The sequence below is a fragment of the Nonomuraea sp. NPDC059023 genome, assembly GCF_042740095.1.
Taxonomy (GTDB): Bacteria; Actinomycetota; Actinomycetes; order Streptosporangiales; family Streptosporangiaceae; genus Nonomuraea.
In genome coordinates, this window is the sequence record NZ_JBHYIO010000117.1 from 1 (window position 1) to 3020 (window position 3020).

Below are 3020 nucleotides of genomic sequence, written 5' to 3' on the forward strand. Positions count from 1 at the left end.
GGGGATCTTTGAGATCGGCGATCTTCACCCGCGTTTCTCCTCAGGTTGGGCTGGCGTGTCAGGCGGCAGGCTGGACAGGATCACGTCGTACGGCTCCCGCCGTGCCGCGTCGTCGCCGACCAGGTAGCGTTCACCGGCCTCGTTGCGGTCGTACTCGTACACGCGAGCAGAAGGGCAGTCCACGAGGTAGACCTCTAGCCGGTATGCCTGCTCTGGGTCGAGCCCTTCGGCCCGCATCCAGGCGAGGACGTCAGGGTTGCCGTGCCATTGCCGGGAGCTGCAGTCGTAGACGATGAGCGGTTCGATCGTGGAGGTCATCGGCGGTTCCTCAGCTGGCGCCGGTGGAGCCAGTACGCGACCGCCACCGCGACGCCGAGCACCGCCATGCCCACTACCGCCACGGCGACGCTGTCCAGTCCTAGTTCTGGCGCCCACGTGCTGAGCATGCTCACACCGATGGCTGCGGACATGACCAGGATGATCCGGTCCGTGGTGATGACGAGCGGCGCGGGACGTGGACGTGTGGCGTGCTCGGCTGGAAGCGGCTCCCACAACTGACCGCATGCGGGGCACCGCCACTGCGAGTACGTCGCGTCTTCTGGGCGGTCGCACTCGTGCCCGCCGTCTGGGCTGCTCACCACTGCTCCCCTGGGAGGGCTGGCGCTTGAACGGACCCAACCACGGTGTACGCCTGCGACACCGCATCTCGGGCCAGGAGGTACTTAATGAGCCTGCGTGCTCCCCACTTGGTAGATGCGCATCCGATCAGGCCCGTGTAGTACTGGCCGACCAGGTAGACGCGGTAGCGGCCGTCCCACCAGCCGAGGTCGGGGTGGTAGCGGATCTGGTACGTGCTGGTGCTCATCGGCGGTTCCTCCTGCGCTGGCGGTACCTGCTCCGGTCGATGCTCATCCCCTTGGGGAAGCCTCGCGGGTTGCAGATCGAGCAGCGACGAACATGCTTGCGGTCGTTGCGGTTGGCCTGCCGGTGGAGCGCCGCCTGGATTCCTCGAAGAGGTTCGAGGGTCTTCGCGAAGGCGTCCGCGAAGGATCGAGTCGCCTGGACTATGCCTTGATTGGATGCTGCGAGATCTACGACAGACCGGATGGTAGGCGCGTTAGAAGTGGTGCACGTCGCCCCAGGGAGCATGTGACGCTGCCAGCCGGCCAGTTCGAAACGCGGCGCCAGCGCGTACTCGATGAAGCGGGCCCATGCGGCGAATGGTGTCTCACCTGACGCTGTTGGGTCAGGCTCGTCGGGCGCCCACCTCATCGCGTCTTCGGAGAGGGCGTCTTCCAGGCAGGCGTCGATCGCGGCCAGCACGCCGTCTGGGTTGCTCACCGTCGCATCTTCCCCTCCCGGACAGACGAAGCGCCTCCACGTCGTCTGCGGCTACGTGGAGGCGCAGTGTCCGCCCCTGTCCTTGTTTAGGTTAGGAGTGTCCCGTTCTCGGCGATCAGCGTCATCCGGCGGGGACGACCACGCGGCGAATCACGTTGAGGTCGAGCGTGCCGTACTCGCCGATCGCGGAGTAGATCCTCTTCCAGGCGTACGCTTCGCCCTTCGAGGTGAGCTTGCCGTACTTGACCTTGATGATGGTCCCGTCGGGCATCTCCACCTTCTTCGTGGAGTTCCGCGCCTTGCCATCCTTGATGGCTTGGGCGGTCGCCTGGTCGTGTTCGCTGCCCGCGACGCGGGTGATGAGCCCGATGTGGGCGAGGAAGTCGAACACCTGCTGCTGAACGACTTTCACACCGCGCGCCGAAGCCCACTGCTGAACATCGCGCGCGAAGGCGCGCTTGGTGGTCAGGCCGTCAGCGGACGCGTACAGCTCGGCCTGCGCAGCGGCGGGCTCCAGTTCGGCAACTCGGGACTCGGCGGTGACGGCGCGGCTCTCGGCCTGGTCGGCGCGGTCAGCTTCGGCGATGACCATGAGGGCCAGTTCGCGAGGGCTGACCTTGCGGATGTCGAAACGTCCGTCCTTGCGCAGTGAAGGGAGGACATCGTGCGTCACCCAGCGACGGAACGCCTTTGCGGCTGGCACGTGGCTCCGCATCACAAGCGTGTAGAGACCGGACTCGTTGATGAGAGTGACGGACTGAATTCGCAGGTCAGCGAAGAGGTCAGGGAAGCTTAGGGCTTCTGAGCTGGACCTTTCTATCGTCCGCTTCTCGTCCTCGTCGAGGCCCTTAACGGCCATCGTGGCGTTGGTGTGCTTCAGGATGGCGCAGGCATCGGCGGCGACGAACCAGGGCTCGTCTCCCATCAGCCCGGCGCGGACTTGCTGGCCCGTGAACGGAAACTCGTACGGAAGAATCTCCCCCGAGATGCCCTTCTGTGGCTCATCGTCCGAGTCGAAGAGGCTACGGTTAGCCATGTCGATCTCCTAGCGATCGGCAGCCCTGGCGGTCGGTGCAACGCGATCGTCAGGGCATGCTTGTTCGGCCCCCCGATGGCGCCGAACACCAGTCCGACTTTATCGGTTACGGGGCGCCATAGTCGGATTTATCCACCTGTGGATGGCGGCGTGTCCGGGATCACACCGCGGCGTAGATCACCTGATCAGAAGTGCTCGCAACTGCGCTCATCTCAGCATTCGAGATCAGATTCTCCGCCTCCGCAGGTGACTCCTCCTACGCCGGCGCCGGGCATACTCGCCCTTCTTGCACCCGCAGGTGGGCCAGCAGGAGCGTCTACCGGGACACACCGGGAGCCTCCTTCGCCTTCCGGGCTCGCCACCATATGAGGCACAGGCCACACACATCTCCGGCCTCTGGGTAGAGAGACCCTTCGCCGCGGCGTAACGGCTGTCCAGAGCGTGTCAGGCCGGGGCAGGTCGGGTAGATGTGGTCGTCCAGGTGGCCCAGGTACCACTCGTCTACGCCCTCGTGCTCGGCCGCGAGCTGGGCGTCAGCGGCCTCCATCGCCTGGACGAAGAGAGGGTCACCCATCGCCTGCACCTTGGGAGCCGGGCTCGGCGGCGAGGTCGGCAAGTTCGAGGCGACCTTCGTGGTCGAGAG

The 3020-nt window shown here is 65.4% G+C and carries 5 protein-coding genes; all 5 read right to left on the reverse strand.

The window, feature by feature from the left end:
- Positions 1 to 24 precede the first annotated feature (24 nt).
- The 5 genes from ACFWYW_RS59195 to ACFWYW_RS59215 all read right to left on the reverse strand — a co-directional run bounded on the left by ACFWYW_RS59195 (position 25) and on the right by ACFWYW_RS59215 (position 2377).
- Positions 25 to 318, reverse strand: coding sequence for a hypothetical protein (locus tag ACFWYW_RS59195; protein ID WP_379628234.1), 294 nt, complete (start codon positions 316 to 318; stop codon positions 25 to 27).
- Entirely contained in the window at positions 315 to 638 is a 324-nt protein-coding gene (locus ACFWYW_RS59200) for a hypothetical protein (RefSeq protein WP_379628232.1), read from the reverse strand. Before ACFWYW_RS59200 ends, ACFWYW_RS59195 begins: the two co-directional genes overlap by 4 nt.
- Positions 635 to 865: a hypothetical protein gene (locus ACFWYW_RS59205; RefSeq protein ID WP_379628230.1), complete on the reverse strand. Its 231-nt coding sequence runs from the start codon at positions 863 to 865 to the stop codon at positions 635 to 637. The genes ACFWYW_RS59200 and ACFWYW_RS59205 overlap by 4 nt, the downstream gene beginning before the upstream one ends.
- On the reverse strand, positions 862 to 1341 hold the full coding sequence (locus ACFWYW_RS59210) for a hypothetical protein (RefSeq protein WP_379628228.1): 480 nt from the start codon (positions 1339 to 1341) through the stop codon (positions 862 to 864). The genes ACFWYW_RS59205 and ACFWYW_RS59210 overlap by 4 nt, the downstream gene beginning before the upstream one ends.
- A 121-nt stretch (positions 1342 to 1462) precedes the next feature.
- Positions 1463 to 2377: a Bro-N domain-containing protein gene (locus tag ACFWYW_RS59215; protein ID WP_379628226.1), complete on the reverse strand. Its 915-nt coding sequence runs from the start codon at positions 2375 to 2377 to the stop codon at positions 1463 to 1465.
- Positions 2378 to 3020 lie beyond the last annotated feature (643 nt).